This window comes from Roseixanthobacter psychrophilus, from assembly GCF_043195195.1.
In the GTDB taxonomy this organism is placed as follows: Bacteria; Pseudomonadota; Alphaproteobacteria; order Rhizobiales; family Xanthobacteraceae; genus NCEH01.
The window spans coordinates 1-16,587 of record NZ_JBAFWT010000046.1 but is presented as its reverse complement, the minus strand read 5'-3'; the positions used below and the strand labels follow the sequence as shown (position 1 = coordinate 16,587).

The following is a 16,587-nucleotide window of genomic DNA, read 5'->3' as shown; positions in this document are numbered from 1 at the left end:
CCGGAGGCGATCGACCCGCACCCCCGGGGTCCCCGTTGCGCTCGCGCAATGGGGTGGCTCGTTGGGCTGGAACGCAGTGGAGGGCGGCAGGGAGCGGCTTTCTTGTCGCGCGAGGAATGGCGGCGATCCGGGGTCCCCGTTGCGCTTGCGCAATGGGGTGGTCCCGGCAGGGGAAGAAAGCCGCTCCCGGCCGTTGCGGGGATAAGAGCGAGACGAGCGAAGCGAGATCGGCCTTCGGTCAGACCAGCTACATCGAGGACGCAGGTGGGTGTGCCCGTCGCGAAGACAACCGGAATGAAGGCACGCGTTTGCCTTGGCCGTTCAGCTCCGGCGACGGCCCGCGCCCGCTCACGCCCTCGCCGACGACAAGGCCCCTCGCGCCAGCGCGATAAACCTCCCCACGAGGCCAACCCGACATCCGTGCTTCCTCTCGCAACCGATATGGCAGGATAGGGTCCGGGAAGTTCGCGCCAGGAGGTCGCGCGGCGTCCCTATCAAGCACAACGTCCGACTCCTCGAGCGACCGTCGTCACAGCTCGAAGGTGGGGGGCAGCAGGACCAGCGATCCGGCGCCGCCGGGCGGCGAGCCCCATCGAGGGCGACCACAAGGCGGGCCTTCAACCTTTCACCCCGGACGGCCGCGCCAGCGTCAGACACCACACATGCCCTCACATTCGTTGGGCCAAAGATCGAGCTGGCCGTGATCGGCTTCGATCGACAGATCGGCCTCGTCGAGCGGAACGGCGGAGCGATGGAGATAGACCTCCCCGCGAATCCCGCGCAGGCCGGTGCGGACATCAGCGCCAGGGTCGTGGATTGGACACCGGCCCCGAGGCTGAGCACGCGGAGCCGGATGGGGGATGGCGCATAGCCATCCCCTTCGACGGTTGGTGCGCGGAACATCACGCCGCCTTCACCGTCTCGGCCTGTGGCTGCAGGCCGTGCAGATAGGCGACGGCACGCTGCGCATGGGCGGCGGCCGCGAAGATCGCCCGCTTGTCGTTGGAAAGGACGCTAAGCCAGCTTCCCAGATAGGCAGCGTGGTCGGGTCTGGGCTCCAGCTCCGGGACGATGCCGAGATCGGCGCAGAGGAGCGCCGAGCCGATTTCCGCCACCAGCTCTTCGCGCGCCCTCTCGCTGCGATCCTTCGCGTAGCGGCTGAGATCGCGGCCGACGCGGCGGGGATCCGCCGTCCAGTGCACCGATTCATGGCTCAGAACGGCCACGTAGGAAGCCGCATCGCGAAACGTCTCGAACGGCGGCATCTGGATGTGGTCGGTCGACGGCGAATAGAATGCCGCCGTGCCGCCGTGCCGGATCACGGCGCCGGTATTGGCGAAGAATCGATCGGCATGCTCGATCCGCTCGATCGGATCGAGGACGGGCCCCGGAGGGCGATGGAAGTGGTCCGGCAGGCCCTCGATCTGCTCGACATTGAAGACGCTGTAGGTCTTCAGGAACGGGATGTCTCGCTCCACCTCTCCGCCGTGCGCGTCCGTTTCGGTCTTCGTGAACCGGCTGGCGTAGATGACGATCGAGCCCGATTCACCCTTGCGAACATGGCCGCCCAGCTCCACCGCCTGCTTGAAGGTCATCCAGGTCGACGAGACGAAACCCCGCGCCATGCCCTCCGACCACAGCAGCAGCACATTCATGCCGGTGTACGGCTCGCCGTTGTGGCGCAGCGGCCTGGTGATACGGCTGGTCGCATGGGCCGCACTCCATGGCCGGACCCACGGCCGCACGCCCTTCTCAAGATCAGCGACGATCCGCTCGGTGATCCGCGCATAGATGTCGCCACGCTCCTTTTCCTCTTTCCTGCTCATTTTGCTGAACCTCCGTCGTGGAGGCCGCGCCGATCGCGGCCCGTCACGGGGTCCGAAAGCCGGGGAACAGGCGGCACCGCGCACCCGGAGGTGCTCGCCCGCAGGGTGAAGCGCGACGGGCCGCAACGACGTGGAGGACGGCAAAGCCGTTGCGCTGTCCGCCGGCCCCGGCAGGACCTCCATCCGGGACGGGGCACGCTCGGCGGGACCGCCTCCCGGTCCCACTTTCCTCCTTTGGCGATCGAGGAAGGTTTCGAGGGAACATGCGAACAGGCCGGCCCCGCGAGGGGCCGACCTGTTTTCCGGACGACAGTTGAGAAGGGCGGAGCCGCAGCTCCGCCCGGGCGGCTCAGCCGAGAGCCGCCATCTGGAGCTCGGCCGCCTTGCGGTCGACGCTCTGGCCGGCATTCTCGACCGGCCGCTCGAAGGGCTTCCAGCGCTCGCCGACGACCTGCTCGTAGGCCGCGACGGCACCCTCCGCCGCCATGCGGAGCGCATGGGCCTGAAGCCCCATGTCGGCCGCGAATTCGCGCTTGCGCTGGGCAGAGCTCGAGAACCCGACCGGGCCGTCGATATCCTCGTCACGGATGTCGTTGGCGAGCTTGGCGGTGGCGTCGCGGGCTTCGGTGACCGCGCGGGAATAGAACTGGCCGGCTCCGTGGGCCGATCCGACATAGGCGCCGACGATGCGCTGGAGATGGATCTGCATCGCCCGTTCGCTGAGACCCTCGCCCAGGCTCTCGGCCGTCTCGACGATCAGCCGCTGGTGGAGCTCCCGGATGCCGTCGCTGTCGAGAACCGGAAGTCCGAAGCTTTCGGAAATGAGGATGGTCTGGTGGGCGTCCGGACACGCCAGCCGGACCATTTCGAGAGTGGTGCCCTTGCGGAGCGGGACGACGCGGGCGGACTGGCGGGGAGCGCGAGCGGTCTTGGTCATGTGAAATTCCTTTCCTTCGGTTTCACCGTCGGGAACGGACCGGCCCTTGCCGGTCTTCCCTTCGGGTGCGGTCGCGAAAAACCGGCGAAAGGCGGGCGCTTCAGGGTCCGGAGACGGCGAGGCGAGCGAAGCGGGCCTGCGGACAAGCAGGGCTTTCAGCCCTCGCGCGGGACGCGGGTTCGCTTTGCCGAGCCTGACGGGTCCGGCCGCCACGCGGCGCGGAACGCGGCCTTGAAGCGGCCGGCCGCCGGTTTACGACCGCAGCAAAACCCGAGGGGATGACCAGCAGGGGACCTGTTCGCAGGCCTCGAAACCGACATGGGAAAGCCGACATGACCTGCCGATACGGTCCGCCTTTCCCCTTCGGCCACGACACGGTGCCGGCGGAGAGATCGACCGGCGTGCCGGCGCGCAGCGCTCCACATCCCCGAACGCCGCGGCGGTTCACGGTAGCAATTTGCGGAGAGCTACGCGGTGATCGTCGAGACGGTCGACAACGGGTGAATGCGAGAAGAGGCGCGAATCCACTGCCGCCGACGAAGCCTTGGCTGGAGACAGCGTGGAGCTGGACCTCAGACCGCTTCGGTTGCCTTCGCCCACACGTCCGGCCGCCACTGCCGGATGACGTCCTCGATCTCCGCCCGATAGGCCTCGGGATATTCCGCCACAGGTCGGCCGGCGACATAGGCAAAGACCGTCGCCATGTCATGGGCGATGGCCTCGTCGACGGCGAAGAGGTCCGCGATGTCGAAGCCGCCAAGATCCATGGCGTTCCACCAGGCGAGGATGAAGCCGGCGACGCGGCGCGACTGCCCGGTGTCGCTGCGGGCGATGGTCAGGAGCCGCTCGAACGCGGCGCGCGTCGTCTCGTCCATGATGGTGTCCCTGTGGCTGCGGAAGGTTAGCTCAAGCTCGATCTCCTTGCACGCTCAACGCTTCAACCGAGCGCTCCTGCCGGCGGGTTTTCACGAGAGCGCCTCGATGTCGCCGCGGCGCTCGAAGGTGAGGAGTTCGACAAGCTCGCGGAAGAGCCGCTCATCCGCCGGCGTCCACCCGGCCCGATGCCGCCTCGATGCTCGGGCTTTCGCCTTTGCGGTGATGGTCCTCCGTTCGGCACGGTGCTCGATCTGTCGCTCGATCCGGGCAAGATGTCTGCGGGCGGCGGCGGCTCGTATCCTCGCGGCCCGCGCCGGTCCGCCCGGGGGTGTCATGACGAACTCCCTCGGCCACGCCGCCGCGAACATGCCGCCGGCCATGTCGGAAACGGGCTGGTGTCCGGTGCATAGGAGGCGGACAACGTGACCGGAATGATCGAGGAAGCGAGATCCGCGCCGGCGACCGCCCAGTCGACCAGCGGGGAGTGCCCGCCGGCATTCTGCCGCATGGCATCCCTGAGGATGTCATGGAGAGCCGCGTCGATGGCGGCGCGTGGTTCCGGCCCCGCCTCGACCAGCAGATGAACGGCGACCAGGTACGTCGTCATGGCCGGCCCTCCCGGCGGAGTACTGGGTGCGCCGATGGTGACCGGATCGATAGCAGGACGGCCTGCTTCCAGGCGTCGGCGCCGGAATAGTGCCGGCGCAGCTTGGGGTGCCAGACGACGAGGAGATCCTCATCGTCGTCACGGGCGGCCTTCCAGCCGAAGGCGGAGGCGATGATCTTCCAGGGCATCGCCGCCTCCTATCCGTTCCAGCCAACGAAGTTGGACGGGCCGGAATAGATCGGGTGGCGATCCTCATCGATGACGAAGCCGAAGCGACCGACGCGGTATTCCTCCGCCGGAACGAGGAACCGGCGCTCCTCCGTGCCAGGACCACGTCGGCCGCCCATCGTGGCGACGACCTCGACGAAGCCCTTCTCGTGGTCGGAGGTGATCGCCGAGATCACGATCCAGTCGCCGGCGTGCTGCTGCTCGAAGGACCGGCGATCCTTCTCGCGGGATTCTCCGGGGGCGAGAACGGTCCCGAAGATCTTCTCCCATGCCTCCGGCCAGCTGTCCTTGATCGTCCGCTCGGCGCAGCGCCGCTCGAAGGGGGTGAACAGGTGCGGGAAGGTGATCGCGACGATCGCCCAGGCTTCATCTTCCTCGTACCAGCCGCCCACGGCGCGGAGCATGGGATGGACCATGCGGTTGCGCGCCGCCGAGAGGTGGATGCCTCCATGGCCAGCCGTGGAATGGAACACGACATCCTCCGCGTAGAGGGTCGCGCCCTGCGACGGCCCCCAAGGCGTGCTGGCCATCGAGCGGATCTCGCGGCGGCCGAGCGCGCGCTTCTCGCGCTGATGCTCGGCGTTCTCCACGACCTTGACCCGGAAAGCGCCTTCGTCGGCAAGCTCGCCGGAATGACTGTGGAAATCCGCCCGCGTCCATTGCGCCATGGGACGGCCAATGCACCAGCCACTCGCGAGATAGTAACGCCCGTCGCGGGCGGGCAGCATGGCAAAGGCGTTGGCGGCGACGCGGGCGACGGCAAAACCCTCAGTGCTGCGGCCGAACGCCACCTCCGGGAATCCGGTGGTGGCATCCACAGCTTCGTTCAGAGATACGAGCATCGTCATGCCACCGCCCTCCCCTCGACGATATCGGCGCCGACCTCATCGGCCGTCACCTCCTCGAGCACGGCGCGCGGATAGCCATGGCGGGAGAGCCACTCTTCAGCAGCCTGCCGATGCGCAGCAAGATGGACGAGCTCGGCGGCGGGGCCGGCCCGGTCGAAGATTCGCACCGCGCCCATGGCCGGGCGCTCGAGGATCGTGAAATGCAGCTTCGAGTCGAGCGAGAACGTCCGGTGGACGCGGATGGCGATGACGCCTCCGGCGCCGAAGTCCGCCTCGTGCAGGGTGAAGCTGGCGGACAGGCCGACGCTGCCGATCCCGCGCTCCCCTTGCTTCTGGATCAGGCGGCCCTTGCTGTTGTGGGTCTGCCAGGCGGACAGCTTCCTGGTAAAGCGCTCGGGCGGGCGCGGCGTTCCGTCGGACCAGGCGACGATGGAGCCGATCGGCGCGTTGTCGTAGATCGTGTGCGCGGACATGGTGTCCTCCGTGATTGCGCATGCGTGGAAACGAAAGCGCCGCCGGCAGAGCCGGCGGCGGGATGGAATTCGCGTTGCGATGATGTGCGCCGGCTATTCGGCCGCGACGCTGTAGGCCTCGTCGTCGGGCACCTCGGCCGGCTCAATGGCGTCCGGCTCGGCCGACCCCTCGTCGAGATCGTCGTCCTCGCTCGCCTCGTGCTTCACCAGCCAGCTCGCGAGCTTCATCGCGTCGGGCGCGAACTGCGCCGACGGATGAACGAACCGCTCGTCCTTGAAGTGCTCGACGAGAGCGGCGCGGGTGTCCTTCACCTTTTGGCGCGGCAGGACCGGGGTGTCCGTGCACGAGGCTTCGAGCGCGGCGCGGGACAGGCACGAGAGGAATTCCTCCGTGCCCATGTTCGGAAGGAAGCCGTCGGCGCCGATGGCATCGCCGGCGATGCGCGCGACGATGCCGGAGTCGGTACGGTTCTCCCGGCACGACAGCACATCGATGAGGACGCCGCGGGCCGCCTGCTGCAGCGTCTCGCGGTCGAAGTCGAGCTTGCCCTCATTTCCGACCAGCCGCGCGGCATGACGATCCATCCGGGCGTAGCCATAGACGTCGCCCGACGCGCCGGACGCGATGGAGATGTTGCGCCCGGCGAACGCCAGGACGAGCAGCGCCAGCAGCGTGTCATCCTCGATCGGCGCGCGGGCGAGCGCTTCATGCAGCGCATCGGTCCGGAAGTCGCCAACCATTTCGATGCCCCTACGGGTCACGTCCGGGCGCGGCTTCGAGGCCACGATGCCGTCGTCGCCAGCGGCGCCGTTGGTCGGCTCGTCCTTGCCCTTTGCCTTCTTCGGCTCGGGCAGTCGGTAGTGGACCGTCTGTACCTTGCCCTCGCGATCGAGATACATGGCCGCGTGGTCCGACTTGCCGGGCCGGCCGTAGACCTGCTCGGCTTTGGGGGGCAACTTCGCGCGGCCCCAGGTGTCGGCCTCGACGATGACGCCGCGCTTGGGCAGGTGGTTCGCCATCCATTCCTGCTGCGCCCCGAGGAAGGCCTCGACATCCGTGGTGTAGCGGCTGTCCTCGTCGGCCGAGGCGAACAGGTCCTCGACCCAGGCGATGCCGTAGGCCTTGGCGAGCTCATCGTCGAAGCTGGCGTCCTTCGCGTACATCCGGGTCCTTTCCAGCCCGTTCGCGACGTTGTACCAGGCGACCTGCGGATCGGCCTTGGACGGCTTGTGCTTCTTCCAGACCTCCTTCTGCTCCTCCAACGAGGCGGCGGCGATCGTGCGCAGCTGCTTCTCGTTCGGCATGTCGCCCTTCGCCATGTGGTCGAGCATGGCGGGAAGCACGTTGGCGAGGAGCCGCAGCTTCTTGATCTGGCGGATCGGCAAGGCAAGCGCGACGCCGATCGCCTCCTCGGTCCAGCCGAGCGCGACGAGGCGCTCGATGGCGCGCCACTGGTCGACCGGGTTCAGCGGCTCACGGGCGATGTTTTCGACCATCGAGCGCATCGCGCCATTGTCGTTGGCGGCTTCGTCGACGAGGACCTCGATCTCCTCGAGCCCGGCCGCGATGGCCTGGCGCACGCGACGGTGGCCACGATCAATGATGAAGCCATTGCCGCCGTCAGTTTGCGGCGCGACGACCGGCGGCTGGACGATGCCGACGGCCTTGATCGTCGCCAGCAGCAGGGCATCGGCCTGCGCCGTGGACTTGGTCAGGCGGGTCTTGTCAGGATTCTCCCGCAGCGCGCGCGGATCGACCTTGATGAGATGCATCGGGATGCTCCTTGTGGGGATTTCGGACGCCGCCCTTCGCGGGTCCTCCTTCGTCTTCTTCTCGAAGACCTCCCCCGGCCCGCGGAGCGGACGGGCCGGTGCAACTGCAGCCGAGCATCCCTGCCCGGCCGGCCAAGCAGAGCGTCAAGCCCTGCGCAGGACGCCGCGGCCGGGATCGCGCAGGCCGCGGTTGAGCTTCAGCGTCGCCGGTTCGGCCGATCGGCGAACCGGTTTTCTTTCCTGAATGCCCCTCCTTTCCTCCCCATATCGCGCCTTGAATGCCGGCCATGATGACGCTATATTCCGTCAGAATTAGCGTCATTTGGACAATAGGAGGCTCGCATGGGGTTGGAGCAATATGCGGATAACGGCTTCCTCGCCCCCCGGAAGATCGCGGTTGCGTTCCGAACCACCAGCGAGGAAGTCGCCCGCACGGCGGGGCTGGGCAAGGATGCCGTCCAGCGCAAGGATCGCGTCCGGTCGGACAAGACCCAACGCCGGCTGCGCGAGATGGTCGAGGTGATCAACAAGGTCGAGCCGCGCTTCGGTTCGACCTTGATGGCCTATGCCTGGTACCGGTCGGAGCCCCTGCCCGGCTTCTCCGGCCAGACAGCCATGCAGCTCGTGCGCAACGGCCGAGTGGATGACGTGCTCGACTATGTCGACGCGGTCGACGCCGGCGTGCACGCCTGACGACGTGCAGTATCGGGGAAAGCTCTATCAAGCGCTGAATCCAGTCTACGCGCGCGAGCCATTGTCCGGGCGAGGAGCCGAACTCTATGGTGGACGGTTCAACCCGAAGGGCCTGGCCGCGCTCTATGCGTCATTATCGGTGATGACGGCGCTGCGCGAAGCCAATCAGGTCGGCAACCTCCAGCCGACCACGCTCGTCTCTCACGACGCGGAGATCGATGGCATATTCGATTGCCGGGATGATGAGGCGCTCGAGGCAAAGGGCATGGACGCTGCGGCACTCGCCGACAGCACATGGCGCGACCAGATGAAGGCGAGCGGGGAAGCGCGAACGCAGACCTTTGCCCGGCGGCTCATTGCCGCCGGCCATAACGGCCTGCTCGTCAGGAGCTTTGCGGCCGGCGCGACTGCTGAGGATTTGAACCTCGTGCTCTGGAGATGGGGCGACAGTGCCCCATCTCGTCTCGTTCTGATCGACGATGAGAACCGCTTGTCGCGAGAGCGGTCCTAGAGCACGTTCCGATCAGATTGGATCACCAATCTGATCGGTAAAACGTTCTCTATCTTCGAGTTAGAGACGGATTCACCGATCAGGTTGTTTCAACCTGATCGGATCCGGCTCTAGACCATTTCCCCGTTTCACTGAATCGGGGAAATGCTCTAGCTTGTTGAGTTTACGCGTTTTCTTTACGCGAACCGGTATCGACTTCGCTCGAAAACGCTCTAAGCAGCAATCCGATCACGGGAACTCTCCGTATCGTTCGCAAGATCAACCTCGATCTCGGCGAGCTGCGTGCGCTTCGTCTCCAGCTCGTCGGCGAAGGCGAATGCGCCGCCCTCGCGCACCTGATAGGAAGCGAGGCGGCGGCGGGCATTGGTCAGTCGCTGCCCATATCCTTCCTGTTCCTCCTCGAAACCCGACAGCGCGTGCTCGAGCCGGGCGACGGCGCCGAGCGGCGTGACCGTAACAGGCAGATCGATCTCGTAGTCCGCGCCGGTCCGCAGCAGCATTATGGCGTAGTGGAAGCCGTCGCGTCCGACCCGCTCGCCATGGAATGCGAGATCGAAACCGCGGAGCGAGGCGATGACGACTTCTCCCTCCTGCTGGAGTTGGATGAGGGTGAGGATCTCCTTCATCAGAGCGCAGCCGGCCCCCTTGCGCTCGGCATGGCGGTTCCCGGTCACGGTTATGGCGAAGGCATCGCCCAAGGTCGGCGCGAGCCGTTCGATGTCCTGCCCGATCTCGGCGATGCGCCGGGCCGAAATCTCGATCTCGCGCTCGGCATCGCGGATCTGGCGGCGAATGGCATGCTGGTCGTCGACATGGGCGGCGCGCAGGCGATCTAGCCGCGCAATCTCGGCTTCCAGCCCCGCCTTCTGCATCAGGCGCTGGTCGCCGCTGGCGATGGCCTTCGCCATGGCGAACTGCGATGCCTGCCCCTCGCCCATGTCCTCAAGCCTGCGGATCGAGGTGTCGCCGGAGAGCGCCGCGGCAATGAACCGGGCCTTTCGCTCGTTGTTCTGCCACATCCTGGCGTCGAGCGAACCGAGCGTCGCGTAGGCAAAGATGTCGATGACGTCATGCTGATTGCCTTGCCTTGCGATCCTGCCTTCACGTTGCTCGATCTGGGACGGCAGCCATGGCACATCGAGGTGATGCAGCGCCTTCAACCTGAGCTGCGCGTTGACGCCCGTTCCCATCGTGTCCGAGCTGCCGAGCAGGAAGCGGACCTTCCCAGCCCGGACATCGCCGAACAAGCGCTGCTTCGCGTCGGACTTCTTGTAGTCCTGGATGAAGGCGATTTCGGCGGCGGGCACGCCCAGCCGGACCAGTTCGTCACGGATCCAGCGGTAGGCCGAGAAGCCGCGGGTCTTCTCGACACCGAGCGTGCCGAGATCCGAGAAGATCATCTGCGCGGCACCGGGCAGCTCGTAGGGCTTTCCATCGCTGCGGACATAGGTGTTTTCCGCCGTTTCCTGCCAGATGCGGAAGGCGTTCGCGACGAGCTGGTTGAGCTTGTTTCCGGGCTCATTGTCATTGTCGGGATCGACCAGCCGCAGATCGATCGCGGCATGGCGCCCGTCGGTGATGACGGAGAGCAGGATGTCGTCACCGGGCTCGGGCGGACGGTCGCGTTGCTCGATGGCCGTGATGCGGGCGTCGAGCAGGCGCTGATAGGCCTTGAACGCCGCACTCGGCGGCACGGTGATGATCTGGCGCTTGCCGCCGGAGATCTCCGGAACCTTCACATAGTCGCGAAGGTCCGCCGGCATCACCACGTCGGCAAACGAGCGGAACATGGCGATCAGCTCGGGGACATTCACGAACCGCGCGAAGCGCGTCACCGGCTTGTATTTGCCCGAAGGCTGCAGCTCGAGCTCGGTGGAGGCGTCGCCGAAGGTCGACGCCCACGCATCGAATTCGTGCAGACCACGTTCGCGCAGTGCCGCATGCCCGAGCAGCCGCTGCACGGTGAACATTTCTCCGAGGGTGTTGGTGATCGGCGTGCCGGAAGCCAGCACAAGCGCCCTGCCCGGGTTCTTCGTCTCGATGAAGCGGGATTTGACGAACAGGTCCCAGGCGCGCTGCGAGCCGTTCGGATCGACACCCTTCAGGGTCGACATGTTGGTGGCGAAGCTGAGCTTACGGAACTCCTGCGCTTCATCGACGATGATCTGATCGACGCCGATCTCCGAGATGGTCAGCAGGTTGTCCTTGCGCGTCGCGAGTGCCTCGAGCCGCTCCTTCAACCCCTCCTTCAGTCGCTCCAGCCGCTTGCGCGAGACGCGGTCGTCGCTCTCGACCTTGGTCAGCAGCTCCTCGTAGAGTTCCAGCTCGTCCTGGATCATCTTCTGCTCGAAAGCCGACGGCACGCCGATGAAGCGAAAGGCGCTGTGGGTGATGATGATGGCGTCCCAGGTCGCCGTCGCCGCGCGCGACAGGAAGCGGTGACGCTTGTCCTTGGTGAAGTTGGTCTCGTCGGCGACGAGGATGCGGGCGTTTGGATAGAGCGCCAGGAACTCGCGTGCGGCCTGGGCCAGACAGTGTCCGGGGACCACGAGCATGGCCTTGGCGATCAGCCCGAGCCGGCGCTGCTCCATGATGGCGGCGGCGATCGACATGGTTTTGCCGGCGCCGACAGCGTGGGCGACGTAGGTGCTGCCGGAGGAGATGATGCGCCAGATGACCCGCTTCTGGTGCCCATAAAGCGAAAAGGCGCCAGAGGCGCCCGGAAGCTGGAGATGATCGCCGTTGAAGGCGCGAGGCGCGATATTGTTGAAGCGGTCATTGTAGACCCGCGCCAGCCGGTCAGTTCGATCAGGATCGCTCCAGATCCAGGTCTGGAAGGCGGTCTTGAGCTTGGTGAGCTTTTCCTTGGCCGCTTCGGTGTCGACGACGTTGAGCACCCGACGCTCGCTGTCGCCATCCTTCACGATGTCAAAGATCTGCGGCACGGAAGAATTGAGGGCGTCCGAAAGCAGCTGGCCGGCGTGACGCCGGTCGGTGCCCCATTCCGACGTGCCGGCCGCCATATATCCGAGCTGCCGCGCCTCGACGGTCCAGGAGGCCAGTTCCGGCATGTGATGGATCTTGATCTCCGCGCCCATGGTTTCCCGCACGAAGGCGACGATATCGGCGGCCGGGATCCACGGCGCGCCGAGACGCGCGGTGATGTCGGAAGGCCGCAGATCGGCCGGCTGGACATCCTGCAGCGCGGTGACATTGCGCTGATAGGCTGGATCGAGCGCGGCCACGGCCTGCGCGGTGACGAGCTTCGAGCGGACGGCACCCGAGAGATAGGCGTCGGCGGTCTGCCAGGAGCCGTCGGCGGGATCGCGGAAGATGGCGTTGCCGAGTTCAGTGATGACGTCGTCGACATCACGGTGCAGCAGTTCGGCGATGTGGTCGGGATCGACATGACCGCGCTCATTGAGAACGACCGCGAGCGCATCGGCCGACGACGTGATGATCGGCGCCGGTGGCGGCGCGATGACCCGCTCGGTGAAGATCGGACCGGGCTTGGCCGTGTTGCTCTCGAGGTCGTAGTCCTCGATCGAAGCGACCAGCCAGCAATCGGGATCGTCGAGGAAAGGCTGGATGTTCGGGCGGCGGTGCGTCTCGCGCACTTCTCCGGTCTCCTCATCCTCGCTGGTCGAGACGACGGTGGTGTTGATGGGACCGAAGTCGCGTACGAAATTCGACCAGGCGATGCGCAGCTTCACCTGTGCCGGCTTCCACGGCCTGTCGAACTCCTGGGCCTTCAGCACCTCGCGGACCGCGTCGCGGATCGGGATCAGCTTGCGGAGAATGCGGACGTGCTTTTCCGGAATGCCCTCGGGGCTGCGCCTGTTGCGCACGCGGATCGCGACCGGGGTTCCGTCGACGAGCTGCATGAGGCCATGACGGCTGTCGACGAAATAGCTGCCCTCCCGCGCCCGAGACGCGTCGGGCAGGTCGGCGGTCGGGCTCGGGTCATCGGAGAGCTCGGCCTCGATTGGCTCGGGCTCGCCGTCATAGATGCCTTCCGGAAGGAAGGTAAGCGCCGCGGCAAGGCCCGCGTCGAGATCCTCGCCCTCGCGCGGCCTGCACGTATAGGTCTCGCCGAAGGGGCCGGAGGTCAGCCCATGTGTTCCGAGCACCATGCCCGGATGGCGGGCGAACCAGCTATTGACACGGATGGCAGCCTCGTCCTCGGTCGCAGGGCGCACCTCCTCAAGGTCGAGCCAGGACTGATCGCCCTCGGGCTCGCCGTCCCGGCGCCGGCGGAAGAACAGGATGTCGACCACCACATCGGTGCCGGCATCGGTGCGAAAGCTGCCCTCGGGCAAGCGGATTGCGCCGATGAGATCGGCCATGGTGGCGATGTGCTCGCGGGCGGTCGCATCCGCCTTGTCCATCGTGCCGTGCGAGGTGACAAACGCGGCGAGCGCGCCCGGCTTCAGCCGATTGATCGACTTGGCGATGAAGTAATCGTGGAGCCGCAACCTGAGCGACCGGAAAGCACGATCCGAGCGCACGCTGCGATCGGAGAAGGGCGGATTGCCGATCGCCAGATCGAAATCCGTCGGCGGGTCGACGCGGGCAAAGTCGCCTATGACGATCCGGGAGCGCGGCTGAAGGAGCCGGGCGATCCGCGCCGTGACAGGATCGATCTCGATGCCGGTGACGTGAGAGACGGATCGCAAGTTGTCCGGCATCAGCGCGGGGAAGAGTCCTGTGCCGATGCCGGGCTCCAGCACCCGCCCACCGCGCCAGCCGAGACGTAGCAGGCCGGCCCAGATGGCACGGACGATATATTCCGGTGTGAAGTGCGCGTACTGCGTGCAGCGTGCGAGCGAGGCGTAGTCCGTGCTGCTGACGGCCTCCTCCAGTCCGGCGCCGAGCGCCTCCCAGCCCTTCCGGAACCGGTCCTCGCCCGGCCGGCGAAACACGCCATTGGCGAGATCGGACGCGCCGAAGCCGATAAACCGGATCAGTGCGGCCTGCTCGTCGGCGGTGGCGGGTCGCTGTGCCGCTTCGATCTCGGCTGCCAGGCGAATGGCGGCGAGATTGTCGCGGGCGCGGTCCTTCCACGAGCGGGCAAGCTGGCGCGTCCCGGTGAGATGAAAGTTCTCACCCGTCTCGGCAGGGCACGCGACGGATCGCCTTTCAACCGAAGCCATCGGCGCGGCCGGCGCCGGCGTCGTGGGTGGTGGATCGTCGTCGTCCGGTCCCTCGGTGAAGCTCGCCGAGAATGCGGTGACGCCGAGGCCGAGGTCGGACGAGAGCGCGGTGTTGCCGAAGAGATCAAGGGTGAAGGGGTCATCTTGCGCCATGGGGAATGTCTCCTGTGATGAAGGCGCGCGCCATCGGCCCCGCCGGAGGCCGGCGAGGGTGTGACACGTTCGATAGTCGGGAAGGGTGGGCGAGGTCCGCCCGCCGGGTCAGCGGCGGATCAGGGCGAGCGACAGGCTGGTGTCGGTGGTCACGATCGTCAGGTGCGTGGCGCCGGGGACGGCGGCCATCAGCCTCTCGAGCTCGACGGCGTCGAGGAATTCGATCCCGTCATCGCCGCCGAAGTGCTGGCGCTTGTAGTGCCAGTAGTCGGGATTGGTCTTCGGATCGCACTCCTCGGCGTAGCAGACGAGGGCGCGTTGCCCCTCGGCGAGCTTGCCGTTTGAGAGGAGGTACACCCCTTCATCGCCGACGAGCCATAGGCCGAGCCGTTCGTCTTTGCCCGGGGCGAGACCGTAATGGGGATTGCGGTAGCCGCCATTGGTCGCGGCGTCGGATTTTCCGCGGGCGATGACGGCGCGGACTTCCTGCACGGGGAAGGTGAACATGATCGCCACCTCACGCCGCGATCGCATCGGGCAGGTAGCGCAGATGCACCGGCAGCTTGGCGGAGACCTGCGCGTCGGTCAGCCCGTCGAGCAGGACCAGGCTGGTGCCTTGCCGTCCGCCGTAAAACAGCACGGTGCGCTTGCCGCGATCGGCCTCCGGCCAGCGGTCCCCGGCATAGCCGCGATAGTCGTCATGCGTCGCGCTCCAGATGTGCTCGAGGCGCTCGGTTCGCGTCATCGCCTTCACCGGGCGCGATTCCCGGTTGATGATCGCGGCACGCATCCGCTCTGGCGAAGCCGTGTCGGCGAGATCGCAATAGCCGTGGAAATGACGGACCCGACCATCGATCATCAGCGCGAAGAAGACGCCGGTGACGCTGCCGGTCAGGAATTCGCGCATCGCGAACATGTCGCCGCGCATCCACAGCGGTGGCAGGATCGCGAACATATAGTCGTGGTCGCGTTCGCTGATCTCGAACCATTCGCCGGCGTAGAGCGCGCTCGCATCGCCGTCCCAGCGGGAGGGTCGCTGCGCGTGACGGTCGAACATCCGGAACATCTGGCGCCGGTCGGGAACGCCTTGAAACACCTTGCGGATAGGGGTGGAGAGAGTCATGTCGGGGCTCCTTCAGCCTCGTCGGGCTGGAGCGCGGCGCATCCTCTTGGATCACCATCATCTTCAGCCCTTCAGGACCTCTCCCCGCGGCCGCATCGAAGTCCGGGCGGGTCAAGGGCCGCGCAGCGGGCGAAGCTTCACCCTTGACGCGGCCGGTGGGCATGCGGCAGCCGGTTTCCTTCCCTCTTCTTCCCTCCTCTTTCTGGCGCGCAGATCTTCGTTCCAATCCTCATGCTCGGGCTTTTGCCGTCTGTAGTCGGCGGTCGTCGCCACGGCGATCGTCGCGATTCGTTCGGCATAGACCTCGCCCTGCGCATTGTTGTCGGTAGCCGCCACAAGCAGGGCGCCATGGCGTGATGCGAGCAGCCGGATGGCGGCTTCGGTCGCCGGCGCCCATCCGCCGCCAGTGCTGAGATAGAGGCTGTCGGAGCGCTGGCTTTCAATCGCGGCGAGGCTCATCGCGTCGATCGCAGCCTCGGTAACACAGAGCCGGCGGGCACCGACCGGCCCGAGGCGGAACAGGACCTTGCCGCCGCCGCGGGCGAAACCGCGCCATTCGGGGCCGCGCTCCTCCCAGCCCGTAACCGCGCCGGTCTCGTCGACATGGGCTGCCCACATGCTGCCGCGAGGCCCTTCTCGGAGGCGATCCTGCTGGATTGCAGCGCGGATGATCGTCTCGGGAAGAGCGCGCTCGCCGCGGAGATAGCGCCAGGTCATGGAGCCGGGCCATGGCTTGCGCCGCGCGCGCCAGCGATCGGGAATGCCAAGGTCGGGATCGTGCTCGCGGGCCTCCCTCGTCCAGACGGGCTCGTTCGGCACGAAGCCAACCAGGTCCGAAACCCGCTGCAGCACCTCCACAAAGCCGACACCATCGAGATGCTCGACAAGCGAGAACACGTCACCCTTGGCTTCGGACCGTGCATCGAACCAGCCCTTGCCGTGATGGATGACGATAATGATGTCGTCACCGCGCCGGTACTTGACCGCCTTGCGCGTGCTCTCCTTCAGATCGATCGCGAACCCCGCTTTTTGGAGGACGACTGCACAGGGCACACGGCTCCTCAGCTCCTCGATATCCGTCTTTTCCATCTTCCTCTTCCGACACGCCTCCGGGTCGGACCTTTCCCGCTTGAGATTTCCCGTCCCCCACCTCGCGGGACCATCCCCCGGCGCCGCGAAGAGCGAAGGGGGCAAGGGCGCGGCTGGCAACTGGTGAATCCTGCAGGGTGCGCAGCACCCTGGCCTTGGCCAGCCGCGGCGCAGCCTCCCTTGCGGCCGCCCGCTAGCGAGCGGCAGGCGCTCGCCCGGACGAACCCGGCTCAATGAGCCGGGCCGAACTGGTAGGGATCGTATTCGTGGTTATGCGCATATCCGCATAACCACGAA

The 16,587-nt window shown here is 66.5% G+C and carries 15 protein-coding genes; 2 read left to right on the top strand and 13 right to left on the bottom strand.

Features of this window, described 5'->3' with window-relative positions; genetic code table 11:
* Window positions 1–902: 902 nt before the first annotated feature.
* From V5F77_RS24665 to V5F77_RS24625, 9 genes are all read right to left on the bottom strand, one after another.
* The gene (locus V5F77_RS24665; RefSeq protein ID WP_348848463.1) at window positions 903–1,826 is read right to left on the bottom strand and encodes an ArdC family protein; all 924 of its coding nucleotides are present in this window, start codon (window positions 1,824–1,826) and stop codon (window positions 903–905) included.
* 349 nt (window positions 1,827–2,175) lie between these two features.
* Complete coding sequence (locus V5F77_RS24660; protein WP_394103098.1) at window positions 2,176–2,763, bottom strand: hypothetical protein; 588 nt, start codon at window positions 2,761–2,763, stop codon at window positions 2,176–2,178.
* 572 nt (window positions 2,764–3,335) lie between these two features.
* Complete coding sequence (locus tag V5F77_RS24655) at window positions 3,336–3,638, bottom strand: DUF7673 family protein (protein ID WP_348841963.1); 303 nt, start codon at window positions 3,636–3,638, stop codon at window positions 3,336–3,338.
* A 90-nt stretch (window positions 3,639–3,728) separates the two neighbouring features.
* Complete coding sequence (locus V5F77_RS24650; protein WP_429007845.1) at window positions 3,729–3,974, bottom strand: hypothetical protein; 246 nt, start codon at window positions 3,972–3,974, stop codon at window positions 3,729–3,731.
* Complete coding sequence (locus V5F77_RS24645; protein ID WP_429007844.1) at window positions 3,971–4,246, bottom strand: hypothetical protein; 276 nt, start codon at window positions 4,244–4,246, stop codon at window positions 3,971–3,973. The genes V5F77_RS24650 and V5F77_RS24645 overlap by 4 nt, the downstream gene beginning before the upstream one ends.
* Window positions 4,243–4,434, bottom strand: coding sequence for a hypothetical protein (locus tag V5F77_RS24640; protein ID WP_429007843.1), 192 nt, complete (start codon window positions 4,432–4,434; stop codon window positions 4,243–4,245). Before V5F77_RS24640 ends, V5F77_RS24645 begins: the two co-directional genes overlap by 4 nt.
* A 9-nt stretch (window positions 4,435–4,443) precedes the next feature.
* Entirely contained in the window at window positions 4,444–5,322 is an 879-nt protein-coding gene (locus V5F77_RS24635; RefSeq protein WP_429007842.1) for a DUF7007 domain-containing protein, read from the bottom strand.
* Entirely contained in the window at window positions 5,319–5,795 is a 477-nt protein-coding gene (locus V5F77_RS24630; protein WP_394260389.1) for a hypothetical protein, read from the bottom strand. The genes V5F77_RS24635 and V5F77_RS24630 overlap by 4 nt, the downstream gene beginning before the upstream one ends.
* 93 nt (window positions 5,796–5,888) lie before the next feature.
* On the bottom strand, window positions 5,889–7,568 hold the full coding sequence (locus V5F77_RS24625; protein WP_429007841.1) for a ParB N-terminal domain-containing protein: 1,680 nt from the start codon (window positions 7,566–7,568) through the stop codon (window positions 5,889–5,891).
* Window positions 7,569–7,910: 342 nt separating this feature from the next.
* Between V5F77_RS24625 and V5F77_RS24620 the strand changes: the two genes are divergently transcribed.
* Entirely contained in the window at window positions 7,911–8,261 is a 351-nt protein-coding gene (locus V5F77_RS24620; protein ID WP_348841957.1) for an antitoxin Xre/MbcA/ParS toxin-binding domain-containing protein, read from the top strand.
* A gap of 4 nt (window positions 8,262–8,265) precedes the next feature.
* Entirely contained in the window at window positions 8,266–8,772 is a 507-nt protein-coding gene (locus V5F77_RS24615) for an RES family NAD+ phosphorylase (RefSeq protein ID WP_348841970.1), read from the top strand.
* A 212-nt stretch (window positions 8,773–8,984) separates the two neighbouring features.
* Here the strand turns inward: V5F77_RS24615 and V5F77_RS24610 are convergent, their stop codons facing one another.
* From V5F77_RS24610 to V5F77_RS24595, 4 genes are all read right to left on the bottom strand, one after another.
* Window positions 8,985–14,078 (bottom strand): helicase-related protein, encoded by a 5,094-nt coding sequence (locus tag V5F77_RS24610; protein ID WP_429007840.1) that lies wholly within the window; start codon window positions 14,076–14,078, stop codon window positions 8,985–8,987.
* Between the two features lie 108 nt (window positions 14,079–14,186).
* Entirely contained in the window at window positions 14,187–14,585 is a 399-nt protein-coding gene (locus V5F77_RS24605; RefSeq protein ID WP_394103093.1) for a DUF3085 domain-containing protein, read from the bottom strand.
* A 10-nt stretch (window positions 14,586–14,595) separates the two neighbouring features.
* Window positions 14,596–15,201: a DUF1419 domain-containing protein gene (locus tag V5F77_RS24600; protein ID WP_429007839.1), complete on the bottom strand. Its 606-nt coding sequence runs from the start codon at window positions 15,199–15,201 to the stop codon at window positions 14,596–14,598.
* Window positions 15,202–15,312: 111 nt separating this feature from the next.
* Entirely contained in the window at window positions 15,313–16,290 is a 978-nt protein-coding gene (locus tag V5F77_RS24595; protein ID WP_429007838.1) for a DUF3991 and toprim domain-containing protein, read from the bottom strand.
* Window positions 16,291–16,587 lie beyond the last annotated feature (297 nt).

Bases quoted from the DNA above. Each gene is read 5' to 3' on its own strand.
- V5F77_RS24655 (WP_348841963.1), bottom strand. From the start codon at position 3,638: ATGGACGAGACGACGCGCGCCGCGTTCGAGCGGCTCCTGACCATCGCC.
- V5F77_RS24600 (WP_429007839.1), bottom strand. From the start codon at position 15,201: ATGACTCTCTCCACCCCTATCCGCAAGGTGTTTCAAGGCGTTCCCGAC.
- V5F77_RS24645 (WP_429007844.1), bottom strand. From the start codon at position 4,246: ATGACGACGTACCTGGTCGCCGTTCATCTGCTGGTCGAGGCGGGGCCG.
- V5F77_RS24595 (WP_429007838.1), bottom strand. From the start codon at position 16,290: ATGGAAAAGACGGATATCGAGGAGCTGAGGAGCCGTGTGCCCTGTGCA.
- V5F77_RS24660 (WP_394103098.1), bottom strand. From the start codon at position 2,763: ATGACCAAGACCGCTCGCGCTCCCCGCCAGTCCGCCCGCGTCGTCCCG.
- V5F77_RS24640 (WP_429007843.1), bottom strand. From the start codon at position 4,434: ATGCCCTGGAAGATCATCGCCTCCGCCTTCGGCTGGAAGGCCGCCCGT.
- V5F77_RS24610 (WP_429007840.1), bottom strand. From the start codon at position 14,078: ATGGCGCAAGATGACCCCTTCACCCTTGATCTCTTCGGCAACACCGCG.
- V5F77_RS24635 (WP_429007842.1), bottom strand. From the start codon at position 5,322: ATGACGATGCTCGTATCTCTGAACGAAGCTGTGGATGCCACCACCGGA.
- V5F77_RS24620 (WP_348841957.1), top strand. From the start codon at position 7,911: ATGGGGTTGGAGCAATATGCGGATAACGGCTTCCTCGCCCCCCGGAAG.
- V5F77_RS24650 (WP_429007845.1), bottom strand. From the start codon at position 3,974: ATGACACCCCCGGGCGGACCGGCGCGGGCCGCGAGGATACGAGCCGCC.
- V5F77_RS24605 (WP_394103093.1), bottom strand. From the start codon at position 14,585: ATGTTCACCTTCCCCGTGCAGGAAGTCCGCGCCGTCATCGCCCGCGGA.
- V5F77_RS24625 (WP_429007841.1), bottom strand. From the start codon at position 7,568: ATGCATCTCATCAAGGTCGATCCGCGCGCGCTGCGGGAGAATCCTGAC.
- V5F77_RS24665 (WP_348848463.1), bottom strand. From the start codon at position 1,826: ATGAGCAGGAAAGAGGAAAAGGAGCGTGGCGACATCTATGCGCGGATC.
- V5F77_RS24630 (WP_394260389.1), bottom strand. From the start codon at position 5,795: ATGTCCGCGCACACGATCTACGACAACGCGCCGATCGGCTCCATCGTC.